The following is a 20,498-nucleotide window of genomic DNA, read 5'->3' as shown; positions in this document are numbered from 1 at the left end:
GGTGGCGTCTTCATGCGATACGCAACCTGTCTCGATTGCGTTTTATGGGGATGGCTTAGTGTCAGATCTTTCGCCCGACCTCGGCGATCATTTCGAAGGATTGCAGGCGCGCGTGGTGATCATAAACGTCGGACACGATCATCAGTTCGTCGGTGCCGGTTTCGTCGATCAGCTTCTCCAAGCCGACGCGAACCGTCTCGGGCGAGCCGATGATCGAGCGGGCGAGCATCTGCTGCGCCTGCACCTTTTCCATCGGCGACCAATAGGTCTCGATGTCGTCGATTGGCGGCTGGCTCAGTCCGCGCGTGCCGCGAAACATGTTGGTGAAGGACATCTGCTGTGTCGTCGCAAGTCGGCGTGCCACGGCATCGGTTTCGGCGGCGATCACGTTGACGCCGACCATGGCGTAGGGCTGCGACTGCTGCTCCGATGGCTTGAAACGCGTGCGATAGATCTGCAGCGCCTGGAGAAGAAGTTCGGGCGCGAAATGGGAGGCGAACGCATAGGGCAAGCCGAGTTCGCCCGCGAGCATGGCGCCAAAATTGCTGGAGCCGAGAATCCAGAGCGGCACGTCGGTGCCGGCAGCCGGAACCGCCTGTATCCGCTGGTTCGGGCCGGCCGGCGCGAGAAATGCCTGCAGCTCAAGCACATCCTGCGGGAACTGATCGGCTGACTCCGGCGACCGGCGTAAGGCGCGAAGTGTCATCTGGTCGGTTCCCGGCGCACGGCCGAGTCCGAGATCGATGCGATCGGGAAACAGGCGCGCCAAAGTGCCGAACTGTTCGGCGATGACATAAGGAGGGTGGTTGGGCAGCATGATGCCACCGGCCCCGACGCGGATCGTCTTCGTGCCGGCAGCGAGGTGGGCGAGGACAACCGATGTCGCGGCACTCGCGATACCTATCATGTTGTGGTGTTCGGCAACCCAGATGCGCCGGTAGCCCCACTCTTCCGCATGCGCGGCTAAATCGCGTGCGTTGTCGAGTGCGCCACGGGCGTCCGTCTCCTCCGTCACGCGAACAAGTTCGAGGATGGAAAGAGCGGCCATGGCAATACCTTTGTAATCAACAAGTGGAGGCAGCCGCTGAAGACGGCTGCCCTAATCAAAAGGTATATGGAGTCCGCGACGCGCCCGAACAATGGTTGGGACGTCTGCTTTTTTTGAGATCGGGTTGCCCGGCCAATGATCCCGGCCTAGGCCACCGTCTTGCGGTTCCAGCGCCCGCTCATCTTCGCGGCACTGCCGCCGAATGTCAGGCCAAGCATGATCGCCGCCCTATAAAGACGGATGAGGACGACCACGACGAAGGCGAGCGCTCTGGACCGCAGACCCTTGATGCGATCCGAGCGGATAATGGAGACCAGGCCCGCGGCCGGCGACAGCGCCACGGCGAGCGTGCGCGCGACCCAGCGCAGCCGCCAGGCGGACTTGGCCTGGATGCGCACGAAATCATGCGCGGTGTGCCGGTCCCATTTCTGCGCGAGCTCAGCGAAGGTCTTGCGCGCGGGATGATAAACGACCATGCCCGGGCAATAATGCGTGCGATAGCCCTGACGGAGCGCGCGCTGCCCCCAGTCGCGGTCCTCGGCGACCTCGATGCCCCCGAAGCGGCCGACCGCCGAGAAAACCTCGGCGCGGATGGCCAGATTGCCGGTTCCGGTAAAGCCCTGTTTGGCGATGTATTCCTTCATTCGATAGGCGAACACGCTCTCGTAGGCTTCGAGCATCGTCAGATGATTGGTGTCTTCATAGGCGATGCGCACATCGCCGCCCAGGATCGAGCGCTCGGGATCGCTCGAGAATTGCCGCTCGATTTCGGCAAGCCAGCCATTGCCCGCAAGGCAATCGGCATCGATGAAGGCCAGTATCTCGCCGCTGGCACGCGATACACCACGGTTGCGCGCCGGCCCCGGCCCCGGAATAGATTCCGAGAGCAGCGTGACGGATGCAAAGGCGGCGCAGGTCTCGACCGGCAGCACCTGCGACCCGTTGTCGACCACGATGATCTCGACCGCTTGCTTCACACCTGCCTGCTCGGCCAGTGACACAAGGCAGGCGCGAAGCGCCTGAGGCTGGTCAAGATGCGGGATAATGACGCTGATCATTGACGTCCAATCTGCGGTCGAACAGGGTTCGGTAAGCGTCGAGATAGCGGTGCGCCTCGGCCGTCCAGCGGAAGCTGCGCTCGGCAACGGCGCGGCCGAGCACACCCATTTCCTCGCGCCGCTCGCGATCGTCCACGAGCGAGACGATGCCTTCGGCGAGCGCCCGCGGCGAATGTTCCGCCACGACCATCGCCGCATCGCCCGCGTCGTTCGTCGCCTGACGCAGATTGAATTGCACGATCGGTAGGCCGAGCATCATATATTCGAACACCTTGTTCATCGACAGCTTGTCGTTGAAATCGTTTGGTGGATCGGGAATGATCCCGACATTGAGCGCCGAAAGATGCGCGAGCAGCGACGGTCCGCTGAGATAGCCGGTGAAGCGCAGCCGGTCGCCCAGCTGTCTTTCGGCGGCGAGCGCCTTCAAGCGGCCGAATTCCGGCCCGTCACCGATAATCAGGCAATTGATGTCGTCGCGCTTCTGCACGTGAACAATGTCGTGCATGGCCTCGACCAGCGTATCCACGCCATCCTGCGCGCCCATGATGCCGATATAGCCTATCAGGTGCTTGCCGGGAACGACGAGCGATTGCTCCGCCTCCGTCAGCCTGAAGCGCGAGGCCTCGGGATAGCTTTTGACCACAACCACCTTATCGGGAGACATTCCGCCGCGGGCCACTGCAATATCGCGGAACGTCTCGTTGGTGGCGATGCTGACATCGGCGACGCGGAATGTCTGGCGTTCGAAGAACTGCACCAGCCGATAGAAGAAATCCTTACGGCCGAATTTGCTGACATAGAGCTCGGGGCTCAGGTCATGATGATCGAACACGAAGTAGGTGCCAAACAGGATCTTGTGTACCAGAGCCACGAGAAACATCAGGTCCGGCGGATTACAGGCCTGGATGGCATCGATGCGCTGCCGGCGGCGAACGCGGAACGACAAATAGAGCTGGTTTATCAGCGCCGTCGCGTACTCTCTGAAATAGCCGGCGGCCGTGTCGGCCTCGCGCAGCGGATGACGATAGATATGAATGTCGTTGATCACCTCATAGGCCTCGTTGTGGCCTTTGCCCATCGGGCAGATCACGGAGACTTCATAACCCGCGTCGTTGAGCGCCTGCGCTTCCTGCCAGACGCGACGATCGAACGGAACCGGAAGGTTCTCGACCAAGATTAGAACGTGTTGTGTCATAGAAATGGTGGCCTCCCATACGCGTCTGGTGAACACGCTGAGCCACGACCATACGATCTCGCCACGTTAACTCTCTAGTTAGCTAACAGGATAAGCGATAGACCTTTTGTGTAACTACCGCTCAATCTTAAGAGCGGCTATGAACACTACAGGTAATACTTGCATCAATGCTTTCAAGCATAGTGTCTCGAGTGGTTGCAAAGGAAGTGGCGGGCTGTGTCAAACACTGTTTTGAAAGCGACGGGACGGAACGTCGTGATATGCCCGATAACCGCAGGCGACATCGCCTCGGTCGCGGACTTCCTGCATGCGGAACTGAACAGCCGGCTCTCGCCCGCCCTATGGGCCTCCGCGATCCGTCCCTCATGGCAAACCACGGCACCGAACCACGGCTTCATGCTTATGTGTGACGGGCACGTTGTTGGCGCGCAGGTCGCCTTCTATTCGGAGCGCCACGTCAGCGATCTCACGGAAAATGTCTGCAATCTATCCGCCTGGTGCGTTGACGAAAATTACCGCTCGCACGGCCTGAGATTGATCCGGGCTATACTTGGCCAGCAGGGTTATACTTTCACCGACCTATCGCCGAGCGGCAACGTCGTTCCCCTAAACCGGCGCCTGAACTTCAGCGACCTGGATACCGCCGCCGCACTGATCGTCAACTTACCGGTGCCACGTATCGGGACCGGCATCCGCATCATCTCCGACCGAAAGGCAATCGAGACCAGCCTCGACGGACGCGATCTTGAGATCTATCGCGACCACGCCAATGCGCCTGCCGCACACCACATTGTCGTCACGCGCGGCCAGCAGCGCTGCTATGTGATATTTCGGAGAGACCGGCGCAAGCGCCTGCCGCTGTTCGCCTCGATCCTCTACGTCGGCGATCCCAAGCTTTTCCAGGACGCCGCGCAGCAAGTTTACGGCTACCTGCTGACCCACTTCGGCATCCCGATGACTCTGTTGGAAAACAGGCTCGGCGTTGCCCGTCCACGCTTGTCGATCGCGCTTCGCTCGCCACGACCTAAGATGTTTCGAAGCAGCAGACTGGGGGCCGACCAGGTTGACTATCTCTACAGCGAACTCACGTGCGTGCCTTGGTAGTAGGGGAGTAGGTACACATGCAATCAGCAATCAAGATCAACCTGTCCCACCTCGTTCTCCAGGCCGCGCAGAAATACGCAGACCTACCCGCGCTCACATACAAGAGTGAAACCGTAAGCTACGGCGAGCTGTGGAGACGGGTCTGCGGCTTTGCCTACGCCCTTCGCGACCTCGGCCTGCAGCGAAGCGACCGCGTGGCCGTGTTGCTCGAAAAGCGGACGGAGACGGTGGTCTCGATCTTCGGCACGACGGCGGCAGGCGGCGTTACCGTTCCGGTCAATCCGCTGCTGCGGCCGCAGCAGGTCGCCTATATCCTCGCAGACTGCAATGTCCGCGTCCTAGTGACATCGCACGATCGGCTGCTGCAGCTGCAGGAACACATCGCCGATCACCCGGCCCTCGAGCATATCGTGCTCGTCGATCAGGCCTCGGGCGATATACGGGGGCTCGACATCAGTAAGGTCCGCCTGCATGGCTGGGCGCCGTCGTTTTCGCAGGAGCAGGAAACCGCGTCATCCATCGTCGCCGTCGATTACGATATGGCGGCCATTCTGTATACATCGGGAAGCACCGGAAAGCCGAAGGGCGTCGTTCTCAGCCATCGCAACATGATTGTCGGCGCGGAAAGCGTCAGCCATTATTTGAAGAACGGTCCTGAAGACACCATTCTCTCGGTTCTGCCGCTGAGCTTCGACGCTGGCCTCAGCCAGCTGACGACCGCGTTTAATTCCGGCGCGCATGTCGTCTTGATGAACTATTTGCTGCCCGGCGATGTCATACGCCTCTGCGAGAAACACAAGGTGACTGGTATCACCGGCGTACCGCCGTTCTGGATCCAGGTGGCAGCACTCGACTGGCCTGCCGAAACGGCTGCGCGACTGCGCTACTTCGCCAACACTGGCGGCCGCATGCCAAAGGCGACGCTTGATCGGTTGCGCAGCCTGTTTCCCCAAGCCCTTCCCTATCTGATGTATGGCCTCACCGAAGCGTTCCGTTCAACCTACCTCGACCCGTCCGAGATCGACCGCCGGCCGGATTCGATCGGCAAGGCGATCCCCAACGCGGAGATTCTCGTGGTCCGGCCCGATGGTTCGCGCTGCGATCCGGGCGAGCATGGCGAGCTTGTCCATCGCGGCCCGCTCGTCTCGATGGGCTATTGGAACGACCCCGCCCGCACCGCCGAGCGTTTCCGCCCGGTGCCGGGGAGCGAGGCGAGCTGGCGTGCGCCTGAGCTCGCCGTCTTCTCGGGCGACACCGTCGTTGCCGACGAGGAGGGCTTCCTGTTCTTCGTCGGTCGGCGCGACGAGATGATCAAGACATCGGGCTACCGCGTCAGCCCCACCGAAATCGAGGAAGTGGCCTACGCCACCGGCCTTACCAAGGACGCGGTCGCGCTCGGCGTCGAAGACGGCGCGCTCGGCCAGCGGATCGTGCTGGTCGCGAGCCCGATCGCCAGCTCGCTCGATGTCAGCGCCCTTTTGACCGCATTCCGCCGGACCCTGCCGCAGTACATGGTTCCGTCGCAGGTTGTTGAAATGAGTGCCATTCCAACCAATCCGAACGGAAAGTTCGATCGGGTTCTATTGAGGGAGCAATTAGGTTCGTGAGTTCGCACCCTTCCATTTCCATGTTCGAGCCGGTCGGAAGCTGTATGGCCGTGGGCGGCATACCACTGGATCGCTTGGCCGAGCGTGTCGGATCGACGCCGTTCTTCGCCTATGACCGGGGCCTGATCACCTCGCGCATCGGCTATCTCCGCTCGATTTTGCCCGCCGACGTCAAGCTCAGCTACGCGGTGAAGGCCAACCCGATGGCGGCCGTCGTCCAGCATCTCGCCGGCCTCGTCGACGCATTCGACGTCGCCTCGGCATACGAGATGAAGGCGGCACTGGACACGCCGGTACCGGCAAACAACATCAGCTTCGCCGGTCCCGGGAAGACGACGGCGGAGCTGACGCAGGCCGTTGCGGCGGGCGTGACAATCGAGATGGAATCGACCAACGAGGCAGCCCGCGTCACCGATATCGGCCACAAGCTCGGCATCCGGCCGCGCGTGGCCTTGCGCGTCAATCCGGATTTCCAGGTCAAGGGCTCCGGCATGCGCATGGGCGGCGGCCCGCAGCAGTTCGGCATCGATGTCGAGCAGGTTCCGGATCTCCTTCAAACGCTCCGTGTCACCGATCTCGATCTCCTCGGTTTTCACGTCTTCGCCGGCTCGCAGAACCTGCACGCCGATATCCTGTGCGAAGCACTGACGCGCAACGTCGCGCTGCTAATGGGGCTTGCGGATCAATCGCCGTGGCCCGTTCGCTATCTGAACCTCGGCGGGGGCTTCGGTATTCCCTATTCCGAGAAGGATCAGCCGCTCGATCTGGTGCCCGTCGGCGCCAAGCTAAAGGAGCTGATCGAAGGCGAAATCCGGCCGCAGCTGCCCGATGCGCGCGTAACGATCGAGCTCGGCCGATACATCGTCGGCGAAGCCGGCGTCTACGTCACGCGCGTGGTCGACCGAAAGGTGTCGCGCGGGCGCACCTATCTGGTGGTCGACGGCGGCATGCATCATCAGCTGGCGGCATCGGGCAATCTCGGCCAAGTCATCCGCCGCAACTATCCTGTCGTGATCGGCAACCGGGTGCAGGAAAGCGAGCGCGAGGCAGTCTCCGTCGTCGGCTGTCTGTGCACGCCGCTCGATCTGCTTGCCGACAACGTGATGCTGCCGCCGGCCGAGATCGGCGACCTCGTCGTCATCTTCCAGGCCGGGGCCTATGGCCTGACCGCCAGTCCGACGGCGTTCCTCGGGCATCCGATGCCGGTGGAAGTTCTTGTCTGATTTGATTTCACCGGCGGGTAGCCGGCAACATTAAGAGGGCTATCATGAATTCGTCTACCTTCGAGGCCGTCAAGGACGTCATCATCGAAACGCTCGGCATCGAAGACCGGGATCGGATCGAGACCGCCGCAACGCCGCTACTCGGCAACATTCCGGAGCTCGATTCCTTCGCTGTGCTGAGCCTTGCGGCCGCGCTCGAAGAGCGTTTCGGCTTCCAGATCGACGATAGCGATTTCACCGGCGAGGTGTTCGAAACCGTCGGATCGCTGGCGCAGTTCGTTGACCGCAGCCTCATTGATCGCAAGCAGCTTCACTAGCAACCGTGGCTTCGCGGCCAATCAACGGTGGGGGATAAATTGGCAGTCATGGAACGAGATCGTCCGATCACGCGCGATACGGAAGGGGCTTCGCCGGCGCTCTCCGTCATTATCGTCACCTATAACAGCGCGGGAGCGCTGCCGCCGCTGCTCGATTCGATCCCGGCGGGTCTTGCCGGCATCGACCGCTTCGAGGTCCTGATCGCCGACAACGAATCCAAGGACGGATCGGCGGAGCTGGCCGAAGCGCATCCGGTTTCGCCGACCGTGATCCGCATGGGCTACAATGCCGGCTATGCGGCTGCAATCAATGCGGCGGCGGCGCGGGCGCATCCGGGATCGCATCTGCTCATCCTTAATCCCGATCTCAGGCTCTACCCCGACGCGGCGCGACCGCTTATTGAGCGGGCTGAAAAGACTTCAACCGGCGTTGTTGTTCCGCTCAACTACACCGAAGAAGGTCGGGTCGATCCAACGCTCCGGCGCGAGCCGTCGATTATGACGGCCTGGGCCGATGCTCTGCTCGGAGGTACGCTTGCGATGCGCGTTGGTCTCGGAGAAGTCATCGGCGGCGAGGCGCGCTACGGCCGCAGCGGCACCGTGGAATGGGCGACGGGATCAGCGCTGCTGGTATCCGCGCGGGTGCGGGACTTGATCGGTGCTTGGGACGAATCCTTCTTTCTCTACAGCGAGGAGGTCGATTATCTCCGGCGCGTTCGCGAGGCCGGCTTCGAGGTGGTGTTCGAACCGCGCTCGCAGGTCATGCATGAAAGCGGCGGCAGCGGCCGAAATGCGCGTCTCTTCGCACTGATGACCGCCAATCGCATCCGCTACTACGGCCGCCACCACAATGCACTGCAGACATCGCTCTTCAGGCTGGGCATTGCACTCGGGCAGGCGATCCGCTGCTGGCGGGGAGCGGCGCACCGGGCGGCGCTATCGAGCGCACTGATGCCGCTGAAATCGCCGACCGAATTCATGGCGATCCGCCGGAGCTGAGAATGGCAAGGACGGCGCTCCGGATCATCAACTTTCACGGCATCGGCGAGCCTGAACGGCCGCTGGAACCGGGCGAGGCCCCCTATTGGCTGAGTGTCGCGCGGTTCAACGACATGCTCGACCGTATCGCCGATCACCCCGACCGCGACGCCTTGGCGATCACCTTCGACGACAGCAACACCTCCGACCTCACGATCGCAGCACCTGCGCTCGCCAAGCGTGGCCTGACGGCGCGGTTCTTTGTGCTGACCGGCCGGATCGGCGAGCCGGGATCGCTGGACAAGGCCGATATCAGCGCGCTTGTTGACATGGGCATGCCCATCGGCAGCCACGGCATCGCCCACCGCGACTGGTCGAGCCTTGCCCCGGCCGAACTCGACGAGGAATTGAAGACGTCGAAGAGCGTGCTGGAAGAGGTGTGCGGTTTCGAGATCACGGACGCGTCCATCCCCTTCGGCCGATACAACGCCGCCGTTTTGTCGCGGCTGCGGCGTGCGGGATACAGATGCGCCTATTCCAGCGACAAGGGGAGCGCCGATTCCGCTGCGTTCCTTCAGGCCCGAACCTCGGTTCGATCCGACACGACGGATGAAGCGCTGAGCGACGTGCTGTCGGGAGACATGCCCGCCATGAGCCGACTGCGGAGAGCGGCCCGCATGCAGCTGAAGCAATGGGTCTGACCCCCTAGCGCGGCCCCCAGCAGTCAGGATTGCGCCGAGGCCCGAACCGCCGCTTCGGCTCCCATCACGCCATTGAGGTTGGCCGCCCCCTCGGCCCTCACGCGCGGCAAGCTTGCCGGATATTCCCGCTGCACGAAGTCGATGATCTTCTCGCGCATCTCGCAGCGCAGGTCGAAGGTCTTCGGCGCATTGGAGGCCGAGATGAGGATGCGGATTTCCATGACGTTTTCGCGGAAATCGGTGACCTGCACGGCGACCACCCGCTTGTCCCACAGCTTGGAGGCGGCGGCTATTTCCTCGACCTTCGTGCGGATAACGGAAACCGGCACCGAATAATCGAGATAGATCATGACGGTACCGATCAGCGAGGAGCTCTCTCGTGTCCAGTTCTGGAAAGGGTTCTCGATGAAATAGCTGAGCGGCAGGATCAGCCTTCGCCAATCCCAGAGCTTGACCACGACATAAGTAGACGTGATCTCCTCCACATTGCCCCACTCGCCTTCAACGATCAACGCGTCGTCTATGCGGATAGGCTGCGTGATCGCAAGCTGGATGCCGGCAAAGACATTCTTTAATACCGGCTGCAAGGCGAGGCCGAGCACGATGCCGGCAACGCCCGCCGAGGCGAGCAGGCTGACGCCATATTGCTGCACGGCCGGAAAGGTCATCAACCCTGCCGCGATGGTGATCGCGACGATCATGAAGGCGGCGATACGCTCGCCGATGCGCGATTGGGTGACGTGGGTACGAGCCAGCAGATTGTCTTCGGCGTCGAGCTTGAAGCGACGCAGATAGACCGTCATCCAGATGTGCAGTGTGGTCTTGGTGATCCAGCCGACGACGGCGATGAAACCCAAGAGCAGGATGTGGCGGATGAACTCCGCCTGCGGCGTCGTTAGCGGCGCGATCGTGGCGCCGAGCGACAGCGTGAGGGTCAGAATGCTGAGCCTAAGCGGCCGGCGGCCGCGCGAGACCAGCGATCGCCAGAACAAATCCCGCGTTTCGACCACGCCGCTCAGAAAGCGAAAAGCGAGACGATGGATCATCAAACCCATGGCCAGTGCAGCGGCAAGGACACCGATGCTTACAAGCCAAGCGGGCAGCCACGCTGTTGCCTCCTGAAAGTGGAGAATGAAACGTTCCATACGACATCAGCTAGAGTGCAATGCAGCATAGGAAAGGTCGAGGCGGTGAAAATCATCCTTGTCGTGACCGGTCGCGCTTGCGGGAGGCACCGCGCTTTAGACAGAAAAGCCCCGGTCTCAACGTGACGTCAGAGCCAGCGAAACCGGGCTCTGCCGCGTCGATCGATGCGGTGAAGTGCGATCGGCGTGGATCTGCCGCTAATCGTATCGAGCAGTCGGATACTCTGTTTTCCGGCCACGAGCGCGAGGAATCGCGGACATCCGCGGATCGTTCTGCCGTTATCGTTCTCGGTAAAGATGCAGGGTACGGAGAGAACCGTCCCATACACGTTCATTCGTCCACTTTTTGGCATGCGCAAATCCTATTCGCTTTGCGTCGCCGTGTAGTAGAGCCGTGATTCCGGCATGTGACAATCTCGTGATAATTTTGGACATGTGTGAAATCACCGGCCTCTTGCATTTTCGCAGTCGCTGATAGTGCCCGCGCTAAGACGCAGCACGACACCAGCTGCGGGCAAGGCCGGCGACCTAGCCTTCTTGTCGACAGCGGGCACCCCCCGTTGGGGGGAGACCACCTACAATTTCAGGTTCGGACAAGCCACACAACCTACTCTGCGGCTCATAGCTGCGCGGGCTTGGGTGACCGATTCTTCATTCAGACCTTGGGGCCGGAAGCCGCCTGCCGGCCGCTATCGGAATTTCGACCCGGCTTTTTATTGACGCCATTTGAACACTTGGGATTGATGAGCATGACGACGGTTGCATCCACGCTGACGATAACGCAGATCAGATCCCTCTCGTCCGCGGCGGTCGCAGCATGGACAACCGACGACATCGCGTCGCTATCCACGGCCCAGGTCAAGGCCCTATCGTCCTCTCAGATCGCGGCGCTCGACGTCGAGGACGTCGAGGCGATGAACTCGCAGCAGCTCAGCGCAATCGCTAAGACTTCCATCGTCGGCTTCACCTTCGATCAGCTGCACGCGCTCAACAAATATGCCATCGAGAGCCTGACATCCGTCCAGGTCTCCGCCCTGACCACGTCGCAGCTGAGCGCCTTGACGACCGAGCAGTCGGAAGCCCTGACCCCGAACCAGATCAAGGCGCTGTCCACCGCGCAGCTCGCGGCACTCAGCCCCGAGGATATCGCGACCTTTTCGACCGCCGATATCGCCGCCATCACCAAGGCCATCCAGGGTCTCGGGACGGCGGCACTCGCGGCTCTTTCTCCCGATCAGATCGCAGCCTTGAACACGAGCGCTGTCGCGTCGATGACGAGCAGCCAGATCGGCGCATTGAGCGCCGACCAGGTCGAAGCGTTTTCACCGGCGCAGATGGCGGCAATGACGTCTGCGCAACTGGCAGCACTCGGACCCGATGACATAGCCATGCTGTCGCTCGAGGATATTGCCGCGATCAACACCAAGGCCATGAAGGGCTTGAACCTGTCGGCCTTGTCGCCCGAACAGATCGCGGCGCTGACGACGGCCCAGGCGAACACGCTGACGACGGCGCAGCTCGCCTCGCTCGATATCGGCCAGATCGAAGCGTTCTCGCCAGCCCATATCGCCTCGCTCAGCTCCAGCGCGCTGGCGAGCCTCACAACCGAACAGATCGGAGCTCTCAGCCCCGAACAGGTAGAAGCCTTCACGCCGCAGCAGGTCAAGGCACTTACCTCCGACCAGCTTGCCGTTCTCAACCAGGACGGCATCGCTGGGTTTTCGACCGCCGATATCGCAGCCATCAGCAGCAAGGCCATCGCGGGCCTCAGCCCGGGCTCCATCGCGGCGCTGTCAACCGTGCAGATCGCCGCCCTCGGCACTGGTTCGATCGCGAGCCTGACGACCGAGCAGCTCGGGGCCTTGAACGACGAACAATTCAAGGCGCTATCGTCGGTACAGGTGAAGGCGCTGAGTTCCGGGCAGCTCGCCGCACTCGACGCCGCCGATATCGAAGCCTTCTCGACCGCCGCGATCGCCGCGATTTCCAGCCGCGCCATGTCGGGACTGAGCACGGATGCGCTCGGCGCGCTTTCATCGGCTCAGATCGCCGCCATGTCCACGAGCCTGATCGCCAACCTCACCGGCAGCCAGCTCGAAGCCTTGAGTGCAGACCAGATCGCGTCGTTCTCGACCAGCCAGATCACCTCGCTCGGCGCACAGATCGCTGGCTTCAGCACAGGGCAGCTGGAAGGGCTTTCGACCTCAAAGATCGCGGCGCTGAGCACGGCCGCAATCGCCAGCCTGACGACCGAACAGATCGACGCGCTGAGCGTGGAGCAGGTCGAGGCCTTGACGCCCGCGCAAGTCAAGGCGTTGAGCGCGGCGCAGATCGCGGCCTTCGGTGCCGACGATATCGCAGCCTTCTCGACAGCCGATATCGCCGCGATAACCAGCAAGGGCTTCACCGGCCTCAACATGGATTCGCTCTCGACCGCGCAGATCGCGGCGCTGTCCACCGCGCAGATCGCGAACCTCGGAACAGACCAGCTGGCCGCGCTGACCACCGACCAGACGGAAGCGTTGTCGCCGACGCAGGTAAAGGCGCTGAGTTCGGTTCAGCTAGCTGTGTTCGACGCCGAGCACATCGCAACCTTCTCCACCGACGATATCGCCGCCATCACCAGTAGGGCCATAAACGGCCTGACCACCGATATCATCCCGACCTTGTCCACCGCCCAGATCGCGGCGTTGAACTCGACGGCGATCCCACGCCTGACGAGCGGCCAGATCGCGGCACTCAGCACCGATCAGGTCGAGGCGCTGACACCGGCACAGGTCGCATCGCTGACCTCCGTACAGCTCGCAGCGATCGATGCCGATCACATGGCGACCTTCTCGACCGCCGATATCGCGGCGATCACCAGCAAGGCCATACCGGGTCTCAGCACAGACATCATCGCCACTTTCTCTACCGGCCAGATTGCTTCGCTGACGACCGCGCAAGTCAGCGCGCTGAAGACGACACAGCTTGCGGTTTTGAACACCAGCCAGGTCGAGGCGCTCACCCCGGCGCAGGTGGCATGGCTGAGCTCGCTGCAGCTCTCGGCGCTTGGCGAAGACGGCATCGCAACCTTCTCGACGGCCGATATCGCCGCGCTCTCGAGCAAGGCGATCCCCGGCCTCAACATGTCCAGCCTGACCTCGGGGCAGATCGGCGCACTCACGACCGCCCAGGTCAACGCGCTGAAGACCCTGCAGATCTCCACCTTGGGCACCAACCAGGTCGCGGCGCTCACCACCGCCCAGATCGCGGCCTTGAGCACGACCTCGATCGCCAGCCTGACGACCGATCAGCTCGACGCCCTCGGCTCGGCGCAGGTAGAAGCTCTGTCTCCGCTGCAGGTGATGTCGCTGACCTCGTTGCAGCTTGGCGTGCTCGACGCCGGCGATATCGCGACTTTCTCGACCGCCGATATCGCCGCGATCACCAACAAGGCGCTGCCGGGCCTGAGTACGGACGTGCTTGCAACGCTCTCAACCGCCCAGATCGCGGCCATGAGCACGAATGCGGTCGTGAGCCTGACGAGCGACCAGATCGGCGCTCTCAGCACAGCACAGGTCGAAGCCTTGTCGCCGGCGCAGGTGAAGGTTTTGAGCTCCGCGCAGATGGCCGCACTCGGCGCCGATGATATCGCCACCTTCTCCACCGCCGATATCGCCGCGATCACCAACAAGGCCATCTCGGGCCTCAGCGGCGACGCTATCGAAGGCCTGACGAACGAGCAGATCGCAGCGCTCAACACCAGCGCGATCGCGAGCCTCACCAGCCTGCAGATCGGCGCGATGAGCACGTCGCAGATCGAGACGCTGTCGCCCGTGCAGGTGGCGGCTCTGACATCGCTGCAGTTCTCAGCGCTTTCTGCTGAGGACATCGCGACCTTCTCGACCGCCGATATCGCGGCAATCACCAACAAAGGCTTGCCCGGCCTCGGCACTGATGCGGTTGCAGGCCTAACCACCGCTCAGATCGCGTTGCTGAGCACCAGCGCTCTTGCGAGCCTCACGAGCACCCAGGTCGCAGCACTCGGCACAGACCAGATCGCCAAGCTTTCGACCGCACAGGTGAAGGCGCTGACATCGGCGCAGGTCGCAGCACTCGGCGACCATGTCAGCGTTCTCTCCACCGACCAGATCGCCTTCCTGACGCCAGCGGGCATCACGGGTCTGACATCCGATCAGGTCGACGCGCTGAACAGCGCGCAGCTGCACACGCTCAGCACCAGTCAGATCGCCGCGATGACTACCAAGCAGGTCGCGGGGCTTAGCACCGGCGACATGGCCGGACTGACCACCCAGCAGCTGGCGGCCATGAGCTCGTCCGGCGTTTCCGGCCTGTCGACCAGCCAGGTCGCGGCCCTCAGCAACACACAAATCCTGGCGCTTTCGACCAAGCAGATGGCAGCCCTCAGCTCCTCTCAGGTCGGCGCGCTGCGCACGGACGACATAGCGGCACTCTCCACAGCACAGATCGCCGCTCTCTCGGTTGGCGGGATCGCGGGATTGAACTCGCAGCAGCTGGCGGCGCTTTCGACCGCACAGGCGGAGGCGCTCACCAGCAACCAGGTCGGAACGCTGAATTCCAGCCAGCTCTCGGTCCTCGGACCTGAGGATGTCGTGACCTTCTCCACCAAGGATATAGCCGGGATCACGTCAAGCGCGCTGGGGGGAATGTCGACGGATACGATCCGGGCCCTGACCACAGCGCAGATCGCCGCGCTGAGCAAGAATGCGATTGCAGGTCTGACCACCCAGCAGCTTGCGGCACTCAGTACCGCCCAGGCGGAAGCGCTGACCAGCAGCCAGATCAGCGGCCTGAGCTCCTCGCAGCTTGCCGCCCTCACCGCCGATGACATTGCAACCTTCTCGACCAAGGATATGGCGGCCATCGGCTCCGGCGCCATCGCCGGCCTTTCGACCGGCACGATCGCGGCGCTCTCTGCGAGCCAGATCGCGGCGCTGAACACGGCAGCGATCACGGGGATGACGACCGGGCAGATCTCGGCGCTGCGGACCGATCAGGTGGAAGCGTTGACGTCAGCGCAGATCGGAGCCCTGAGCTCGAAGCAGACGGCGGCTCTCAGCACCGACGATATCGCCATCCTGTCGGCGAAGAACATTGCCGCGATCAACTCCGGCGCCATCGCCGGCCTGTCGGCAGCCGCACTCGCGACGCTGACGACGAGCCAGATCGCGGCGCTCAGCACTGCTGGCATCGCCGGCCTGACTGTCGATCTCATCAGCGCGCTCAGCAGCGACCAGATCGGCGCGCTGACGACGAGCCAGATCGCAGCCTTGAGCTCGCGGCAAATCGGAGCGCTTGGCACCGACGACCTCGCATCACTGACGACCGCCCAGGTCGCGGCATTGAGCACGGCGGGCATACCGGGCCTCAGCAGCGACCAGATTGCGGCATTGAGCACCGATCAGACCGAGGCCCTGACCAGCCTGCAGGTCGGCGCCCTGAACTCGAGGCAGATTGCCGCCCTGGGCACGGACGACCTCTCGCACTTCTCCACCGCGGACATCGCCGCCATCGGCTCGGGCGCGATCCTTGGCCTTTCGACCGCCGCGATCAGCGCGCTGTCGACCGCACAGATAGTCGCCATGAGCTCGGCTGGGATATCCGGTCTCTCCAGCGGCCAGATGGCCGCGCTCGGATCCAACCAGGTGGAGGTGCTGACAACAGCGCAGATCGGCGCATTGAGCTCCAAACAGGTCGCCGCCCTTGCCACCGACCGTATCGCGGCGCTTTCGATCGACCAGATCGCCGCCTTCGGCACGGCGGGGATCGCGGGCCTGACCAGCGATCAGATCAGTGCGCTCAGCGTGCGCCAGGTCGAGGCGTTCACCAGCGTTCAAGTAGGCGCGCTGAACTCGAAGCAGATCGCTGCACTCGGAACCGATGATCTCGACAGTTTCAGCACCGCCGACATGGCCGCGATCACCTCCAGCGCAATAACAGGCATTTCGACATCAGCGCTGGCCTCGCTTTCGGGCGACCAGATCTCGGCCCTTAGCCCCACCGGCATTGCAGGCCTCACCAGCGACCAGATCGGCGCGCTGCGCACCAACCAGGTGGAAGCACTGACGACCTCCCAGGTTGGCGCGCTGACCTCCAAGCAGATCGCGGCGCTGAACACAGCCGACATCAGCGCGTTTTCGCCGGAACAGATCGCGGCGTTGAGCACGGCAGGCATAGCGGGGCTCTCGACCGGCCAGCTCGTCGCACTGCATAGCGACCAGATGGAAGCGCTGACCAGCATCCAGATCGGTGCCCTCTCCTCGCGGCAGGTCGCGGTTCTGACCTCAGACAATCTCGACAGTTTCACCACGGCCGAAATCGCCGCGATCAGCTCGTCGGCCATCTCCGGCCTTTCGACAGCAGCCCTTGCCTCGCTCTCGCCAAGCCAGATCGCGGCGCTGAGCACCGCAGGCATCGCCGGCCTCAGCACCGACCAGATCGCCGCACTCAGCGTCGATCAGGCAGAAGCGCTGACCAGCCTGCAGGTGGGCGCGCTGAGCTCCAAGCAGATCGCGGCACTCGGAACGGATGATCTCGACAGCTTCTCGACGGCCGATATCGCCGCGATCAGCTCTGCTGCGATCTCCGGGCTGTCACCGGCGACGATCGCCTCGCTTTCGGCCGAGCAGATCGGCGCGCTGAGCACAGCCGGCATTGCCGGTCTTTCCACCGCCCAGATCGCTGCCTTAGGCACAAGCCAGGTCGAGATGCTGTCGACAAGCCAGATCGGAGCGCTGGGCTCGGCCCAAATCGCAGCGCTCAGCACCGGCGATATCGCCGTGCTCTCGGTCGAGCAGGTGGCGGCGCTGAGCGCGAAGGGGATTGCCGGCTTGAGCAGCACCCAGGCCGGCGCGCTCAACGTCGACCAGATGGAAAGGCTGTCCACAAGCCAGATCGCGGCACTCAGTTCGGATGCGCTGAAGGGTCTGACTTCGTCCAGCCTGGACGCACTGACACCCGCCAAGTTGGCGGCGATCAGCTCTGGCGCCATGAAGGGACTGTCGACGGACTTCATCGCATCACTCTCCACCGAGGAGATCGCGGCTCTGGGAAGTTCTGGGGTTTCAGGCCTGACCAGCGATCAGATTCACGCGCTGAGCACAGATCAGTTCAGCACCTTCTCCACTGACCAGATCGCGGCCCTGAGCTCGACCGGGCTTGCAGGATTGACGAGTGGCCAGCTGCAGACGCTATCGACCGAGGAGTTCGCGGCCATCACGCCAGGTTCGATCAAGGGGCTGACGACGGCGCTGTTTTCGACCCTGCCGTCGAGCGACATCGCGGCACTGACCACGGGCCAGGTGGCGGCGCTCAGCTATAGCCAGGTCGCGGCCATGAGCACGGCGCAGATCGGGATGCTGTCGACCACCCAGATCGGCGCGCTCAATGTGGTTCAGGCCGCAGCCCTTGGTCCGGATGACTTGGCAGGCTTCTCGCCCGAGAGCATCATCGCGCTCAGCTCCAGCGCGGTTTCGGGCTTGAGCACGAGAGCGCTCGGCGCGCTGACAGTGAGCCAGGCCGAAGCCTTCACGCCGGCTCAGATCAACGCGATGACCTCTGCCCAGGTGCAGGCGCTGACCAACGGCCCGCTCTCTGGCGCAAGCGCCGCCGCCGCGACAACGACCACGACGACGGCCACCACGCCGTCGGAGACAACGACCTCGGCCGCAGCATCGCCGGACACGAGTGAATCGTCTCAGGTTGCCTCGGTGATCATGTCCTATCTGGGATAAGCAGCTGATTGTGGGCGCGGCGGAATTCGATGCCGCGCCCGCAATGGTTCGTAGTTTCAGAGAAGAGCCTGAAAACGGCATTGATCGACAAGCCATTTATGGAGCATGTGGCGGAGACGTTCGTATTCAGTTGACCGCAAGGAAAGTCGCCTAGGCCATGTCGATGATGGAAGAGCCCGATGTTGTGATCATTGGCGCCGGCGCGGCCGGCACGGGTGCGGCCCGAACGCTCGCCAAGGCCGGTCTGAAAACACTGGTGCTCGAGGCTCTCGATCGCAAGGGCGGCCGTGCTTGGACGAAAACGGCAGCGGGCAGCGTCGTCGATCTCGGCTGCGGCTGGCTTCACTCCGGCGATCGAAATCCCTGGACCCGCATCGCCGGCGAGATCGCCATCGCGGTCGATCGCCGCCCGTCCGCCTGGGGCGGGCAATTTCGTGATCTCGGCTTCACTCCATCCGAGCGCGATGGGGCCCATATCGCCTTCGAACGGTGGACGGATCGCGTCTCCGCCACCCCGCCCCTTTCCGACATCGCCGCCGATGCGCTCGACCCGGCGGACGGCTGGACGAGTTACTTGCAAGCGCTCAGCGGCTACATCAGCGGCGACGAACTCGAACACATTTCCTGCAAGGACTACGCGGCTTACAACGAAGCCTCGACGGACTTCAACTGGCGCGTCGCAACAGGCTACGGCGCACTCGTCAGCGCCGCCATACCGGCCGAAGCAACGGTGAGGCTTTCGACGCCCGTTGAAGCGATTGGGCTCGATGGGGGTCGCGTCGAGATCAAGACATCGGTCGGCATCGTGCGCGCTGACGCGGTCATCGTCACCATCTCCACCAATATTCTGGCAGGCGACACGATCCGCTGGCCGTCGGTTTTGGATGCATGGCGAGAGGCGGCAGCCCGCTTGCCGCTTGGCGCCAACGAGAAGCTCTTCCTTGAAATCATCGGCTCCGCTCCCTTCGAGGACGAGACGCATCTTATCGGCGATCCCCGCGACGCATCGACCGGCAGCTACTATATCCGCCCCTTTGGCCAGCCCGTGATCGAATGCTTTCTCGGCGGTGCCGGCGCGCGCGGCGTGGCGGAGCGCGGCCATGAAGCTGCATTCGCGCGCGCCACGGATCAGCTCGCCCATCTGTTCGGCAGCAATATCCGGCGCAATCTCCGCCCGCTCATCGCATCGGACTGGACCAGGACGGCATCGATCGGCGGCGCCTACAGCCACGCTCTACCCGGCCACTCCGACGCCCGCCTTACGCTCGCGAGATCATACGACAAGCGCGTGTTCTTCGCCGGGGAAGCAACGCACAGCACGGACTTTTCGACCGCCCATGGGGCGCTGCAAAGCGGCGAGCGCGCAGCACACGAAGTCATCGCCGCGCTTCAGCTAAAACCGTGATAGATGTGTCCTTGGGTGACACACGGGCGTGCAATCGCAGAACCCGCGGCAAGTGTGGCGATTCATCGGTTTGAAACCTGTTCGTGCGACAAAGTCGGTTCAAGGGATACCCCCCTGAAGACCAAGCCGTGTTGCACAAAGGTACGGAAAAATGAGACCGTTCGCCGTTCTTTCTGCGAGAGTTTCTCTTGCTGCCGCTCTCTTCAGCGCGGGCACGCCGCTGATTGCAAACGCCACCGAGGATTGGATCGGATCGTCCCGCCAATGGTCGATCGGCTATGTCCACAATGGCGGCGAGCCCTATTGCGCGCTGGTTTGGGACAGCATGACCGGGAAGACCGTCGAGTTCCGCGAAAGCCTGAAGGATGCGTCCTGGCTGATCAAGAACGACGCGTGGTCGCTTCCTGATCATCTCGCCACCAAGGTTTCGGTGACCGGCAAAAGCAACAGCATGGAAGTGCCTGCCATCGGCGCCGACGGCAAGAGCCTGCGCGTCTGGAGCCTGCCCGGAAATTCCAATGCCGGCGGCGTTCAGGGCATTATTCGCGCCGCACTCAGCGGAATGGCCGACATCAACGTCTCGTTCCAGGGCAATGAACCCGACTGGGTCATCCCGACCTCGCGCATCTATCCTATGCATGCGACCTACGCGTCCTGCATCGAGCGGCTCTCGAACAAGAAGCCGGTGAAGATCGAAAGCGCCACGACGAACCCGTTCTAAATTCGTTGTTGCTGAGAGCTGCCAACGGACGGAATTCCGCTTCGGTTCCGGACGCAAAGTCGCGCCTGCGACGCGCTCCTTGCCTGCTATTCATCTGTCTAAAATAGCACTTGCCACAATGCTGCCGCTGGCGATATATCCCAGCCCAGGGTTGGAGACGTTAAGGTGCTGTCTCCCTCCGTCGGTGCCTGACGCGTGCATTTCGAACCACGTAGGACGAGCCTGATGGAGTTTTGCAG

At 62.7% G+C, this 20,498-nt stretch carries 13 protein-coding genes; 9 read left to right on the top strand and 4 right to left on the bottom strand.

Annotated features, from left to right (window positions below; genetic code table 11):
* Positions 1 to 61 precede the first annotated feature (61 nt).
* The 3 genes from B3605_RS05850 to B3605_RS05840 all read right to left on the bottom strand — a co-directional run bounded on the left by B3605_RS05850 (position 62) and on the right by B3605_RS05840 (position 3,301).
* Positions 62 to 1,048: an LLM class flavin-dependent oxidoreductase gene (locus B3605_RS05850; RefSeq protein ID WP_112818898.1), complete on the bottom strand. Its 987-nt coding sequence runs from the start codon at positions 1,046 to 1,048 to the stop codon at positions 62 to 64.
* A 146-nt stretch (positions 1,049 to 1,194) separates the two neighbouring features.
* Positions 1,195 to 2,106 (bottom strand): glycosyltransferase family 2 protein, encoded by a 912-nt coding sequence (locus B3605_RS05845; RefSeq protein ID WP_112818897.1) that lies wholly within the window; start codon positions 2,104 to 2,106, stop codon positions 1,195 to 1,197.
* On the bottom strand, positions 2,078 to 3,301 hold the full coding sequence (locus B3605_RS05840; protein WP_210297118.1) for a glycosyltransferase family 4 protein: 1,224 nt from the start codon (positions 3,299 to 3,301) through the stop codon (positions 2,078 to 2,080). The genes B3605_RS05845 and B3605_RS05840 overlap by 29 nt, the downstream gene beginning before the upstream one ends.
* A gap of 231 nt (positions 3,302 to 3,532) precedes the next feature.
* Between B3605_RS05840 and B3605_RS05835 the strand changes: the two genes are divergently transcribed.
* From B3605_RS05835 to B3605_RS05810, 6 genes are read left to right on the top strand one after another with little or no spacing between them, the layout of a single operon-like run.
* Complete coding sequence (locus B3605_RS05835) at positions 3,533 to 4,405, top strand: hypothetical protein (RefSeq protein WP_112818896.1); 873 nt, start codon at positions 3,533 to 3,535, stop codon at positions 4,403 to 4,405.
* A gap of 17 nt (positions 4,406 to 4,422) precedes the next feature.
* On the top strand, positions 4,423 to 6,012 hold the full coding sequence (locus tag B3605_RS05830) for an acyl-CoA ligase (AMP-forming), exosortase A system-associated (protein ID WP_113168272.1): 1,590 nt from the start codon (positions 4,423 to 4,425) through the stop codon (positions 6,010 to 6,012).
* A gap of 20 nt (positions 6,013 to 6,032) precedes the next feature.
* Positions 6,033 to 7,235 carry a pyridoxal-dependent decarboxylase, exosortase A system-associated gene (locus B3605_RS05825; RefSeq protein WP_296433390.1) on the top strand — a complete coding sequence of 401 codons (1,203 nt, stop codon included), beginning with the start codon at positions 6,033 to 6,035 and terminating at the stop codon, positions 7,233 to 7,235.
* Positions 7,236 to 7,279: 44 nt separating this feature from the next.
* Positions 7,280 to 7,552 carry an acyl carrier protein gene (locus B3605_RS05820; protein ID WP_112818893.1) on the top strand — a complete coding sequence of 91 codons (273 nt, stop codon included), beginning with the start codon at positions 7,280 to 7,282 and terminating at the stop codon, positions 7,550 to 7,552.
* A 48-nt stretch (positions 7,553 to 7,600) separates the two neighbouring features.
* On the top strand, positions 7,601 to 8,551 hold the full coding sequence (locus B3605_RS05815; protein ID WP_113168273.1) for a glycosyltransferase family 2 protein: 951 nt from the start codon (positions 7,601 to 7,603) through the stop codon (positions 8,549 to 8,551).
* 2 nt (positions 8,552 to 8,553) lie between these two features.
* Positions 8,554 to 9,231 carry a polysaccharide deacetylase family protein gene (locus B3605_RS05810; protein WP_296433252.1) on the top strand — a complete coding sequence of 226 codons (678 nt, stop codon included), beginning with the start codon at positions 8,554 to 8,556 and terminating at the stop codon, positions 9,229 to 9,231.
* A 23-nt stretch (positions 9,232 to 9,254) separates the two neighbouring features.
* On the opposite strand, the gene B3605_RS05805 is transcribed toward B3605_RS05810, so the two are convergent.
* Positions 9,255 to 10,277: a mechanosensitive ion channel family protein gene (locus tag B3605_RS05805; RefSeq protein WP_409457172.1), complete on the bottom strand. Its 1,023-nt coding sequence runs from the start codon at positions 10,275 to 10,277 to the stop codon at positions 9,255 to 9,257.
* Between the two features lie 848 nt (positions 10,278 to 11,125).
* Here B3605_RS05805 and B3605_RS05800 point away from each other — a divergent pair.
* The 3 genes from B3605_RS05800 to B3605_RS05790 all read left to right on the top strand — a co-directional run bounded on the left by B3605_RS05800 (position 11,126) and on the right by B3605_RS05790 (position 20,259).
* Positions 11,126 to 18,133, top strand: a complete 7,008-nt coding sequence (locus tag B3605_RS05800; RefSeq protein ID WP_296433249.1) for a beta strand repeat-containing protein — start codon at positions 11,126 to 11,128, stop codon at positions 18,131 to 18,133.
* A 157-nt stretch (positions 18,134 to 18,290) separates the two neighbouring features.
* Positions 18,291 to 19,538 carry a flavin monoamine oxidase family protein gene (locus B3605_RS05795; RefSeq protein WP_113168276.1) on the top strand — a complete coding sequence of 416 codons (1,248 nt, stop codon included), beginning with the start codon at positions 18,291 to 18,293 and terminating at the stop codon, positions 19,536 to 19,538.
* A 151-nt stretch (positions 19,539 to 19,689) separates the two neighbouring features.
* Complete coding sequence (locus tag B3605_RS05790; RefSeq protein WP_112818886.1) at positions 19,690 to 20,259, top strand: hypothetical protein; 570 nt, start codon at positions 19,690 to 19,692, stop codon at positions 20,257 to 20,259.
* Positions 20,260 to 20,498 lie beyond the last annotated feature (239 nt).

Origin of the sequence: Rhizobium sp. UBA1881, assembly GCF_002338015.1 — a bacterium.
In the GTDB taxonomy this organism is placed as follows: Bacteria; Pseudomonadota; Alphaproteobacteria; order Rhizobiales; family Rhizobiaceae; genus Rhizobium.
Note: the sequence above shows the minus strand (reverse complement) of the source record. Positions and strands in the feature narration are given on the sequence as shown.

What these genes read in the sequence shown, in the direction of transcription:
- B3605_RS05795 (WP_113168276.1), top strand. Translation starts at nt 18,291, where the DNA reads ATGTCGATGATGGAAGAGCCCGATGTTGTGATCATTGGCGCCGGCGCG.
- B3605_RS05845 (WP_112818897.1), bottom strand. Translation starts at nt 2,106, where the DNA reads ATGATCAGCGTCATTATCCCGCATCTTGACCAGCCTCAGGCGCTTCGC.
- B3605_RS05800 (WP_296433249.1), top strand. Translation starts at nt 11,126, where the DNA reads ATGACGACGGTTGCATCCACGCTGACGATAACGCAGATCAGATCCCTC.
- B3605_RS05815 (WP_113168273.1), top strand. Translation starts at nt 7,601, where the DNA reads ATGGAACGAGATCGTCCGATCACGCGCGATACGGAAGGGGCTTCGCCG.
- B3605_RS05830 (WP_113168272.1), top strand. Translation starts at nt 4,423, where the DNA reads ATGCAATCAGCAATCAAGATCAACCTGTCCCACCTCGTTCTCCAGGCC.
- B3605_RS05805 (WP_409457172.1), bottom strand. Translation starts at nt 10,277, where the DNA reads ATGATCCATCGTCTCGCTTTTCGCTTTCTGAGCGGCGTGGTCGAAACG.
- B3605_RS05790 (WP_112818886.1), top strand. Translation starts at nt 19,690, where the DNA reads ATGAGACCGTTCGCCGTTCTTTCTGCGAGAGTTTCTCTTGCTGCCGCT.
- B3605_RS05850 (WP_112818898.1), bottom strand. Translation starts at nt 1,048, where the DNA reads ATGGCCGCTCTTTCCATCCTCGAACTTGTTCGCGTGACGGAGGAGACG.
- B3605_RS05810 (WP_296433252.1), top strand. Translation starts at nt 8,554, where the DNA reads ATGGCAAGGACGGCGCTCCGGATCATCAACTTTCACGGCATCGGCGAG.
- B3605_RS05820 (WP_112818893.1), top strand. Translation starts at nt 7,280, where the DNA reads ATGAATTCGTCTACCTTCGAGGCCGTCAAGGACGTCATCATCGAAACG.
- B3605_RS05840 (WP_210297118.1), bottom strand. Translation starts at nt 3,301, where the DNA reads ATGACACAACACGTTCTAATCTTGGTCGAGAACCTTCCGGTTCCGTTC.
- B3605_RS05825 (WP_296433390.1), top strand. Translation starts at nt 6,033, where the DNA reads ATGTTCGAGCCGGTCGGAAGCTGTATGGCCGTGGGCGGCATACCACTG.